Source organism: Vibrio sp. 704, from assembly GCF_033339295.1.
In genome coordinates, this window is record NZ_JAWOUH010000584.1 from 1 (window position 1) to 634 (window position 634).

At 47.5% G+C, this 634-nt stretch carries 1 protein-coding gene; it reads left to right on the forward strand.

Features of this window, described 5'->3' with window-relative positions; genetic code table 11:
• Nucleotides 1-634: FUSC family protein (locus R7R24_RS27885; RefSeq protein ID WP_318120313.1), on the forward strand; the 634-nt coding region annotated here is incomplete at both ends.

A 634-nucleotide genomic window follows, 5' to 3' on the forward strand; every position in this document is an offset into this window, starting at 1 on the left:
AGCTAAACAACATCAATAACCCGGATGCCGAACGCCTAGAAGAAGACACCCTTGCCGATACTAACCCACATACGTTGAAAGCGATGTGGCAACGCATTTCGGCTAACTTTCATAAAGATTCGATGCTGTTTCGACATGCGTTGCGTATGTCAATTGCGCTTACTATTGGGTACGGCATCATTCAGCTGTTTGATATTGACCGTGGTTATTGGATTTTGCTTACAACGCTGTTTGTGTGTCAGCCGAACTACAGTGCAACGCGCCAAAAACTTACGGCTCGTGTGATCGGTACTTTAGCGGGGTTATTGATTGGCGTACCGCTGCTAACGTTCTTCCCTTCTCAAGAAAGTCAGTTGGTGTTTATCGTTGTTTCGGGCGTGATGTTCTTTGCATTTAGGATGAACAACTACGGCTACGCGACCGGATTTATCACCTTGTTAGTCTTGTTCCTGTTCAACCAGTTAGGTGAAGGCTACGCAGTGGTGCTTCCTCGGCTTGCCGATACACTGATTGGCTGCGCGCTAGCCGTCGCGGCTGTGATGTTCATTTTACCTGACTGGCAATCGCGAAGACTGCATAAAGTGATGTCTGATGCGCTAGATGCGACTAAACAGTATTTGGATCAGATCATGGG